The sequence below is a fragment of the Psychrobacter sp. 16-MNA-CIBAN-0192 genome (assembly GCF_040309565.1).
In the GTDB taxonomy this organism is placed as follows: Bacteria; Pseudomonadota; Gammaproteobacteria; order Pseudomonadales; family Moraxellaceae; genus Psychrobacter.
The window spans coordinates 1-354 of the sequence record NZ_JBEOOX010000066.1 but is presented as its reverse complement, the minus strand read 5'-3'; the positions used below and the strand labels follow the sequence as shown (position 1 = coordinate 354).

Below are 354 nucleotides of genomic sequence, written 5' to 3'. Positions count from 1 at the left end.
GAGGTATTGAGGCGGTGACAACCGGTTTTACGCCAACGCCAGCAAGGGCGGTCGTTAAGCTAGGTAAAAGCCAAACCGGCTTTTTTACCATTGCGGATTTATTAAAACAACATGGCTATACCACGCAGTTTATTTATGGCGGCGAAAGTCATTTTGATAATATGCGCAGTTTCTTTTTAGGCAATGGTTTTTCCGATATTGTTGATCAAGGTGACTATAAGGACCCAGCGTTTATAGCGTCTTGGGGAGTCTCTGATGAGGATCTATTGTTCCGCGCCGATGAAGAGTTTTCGCGAATGCACAAAGAAGGTAAGCCATTCTTTAGTTTAGTGTTTAGCTCAAGCAACCATGATC

Annotated in this window: 1 protein-coding gene; it reads left to right on the top strand. The window is 43.8% G+C overall.

Annotation, left to right across the window (positions count from 1 at the left end):
* Positions 1 to 14: 14 nt before the first annotated feature.
* On the top strand, positions 15 to 354 hold a 340-nt coding region (locus AAEY78_RS12385), incomplete at its 3' end, for an LTA synthase family protein (RefSeq protein WP_352339640.1).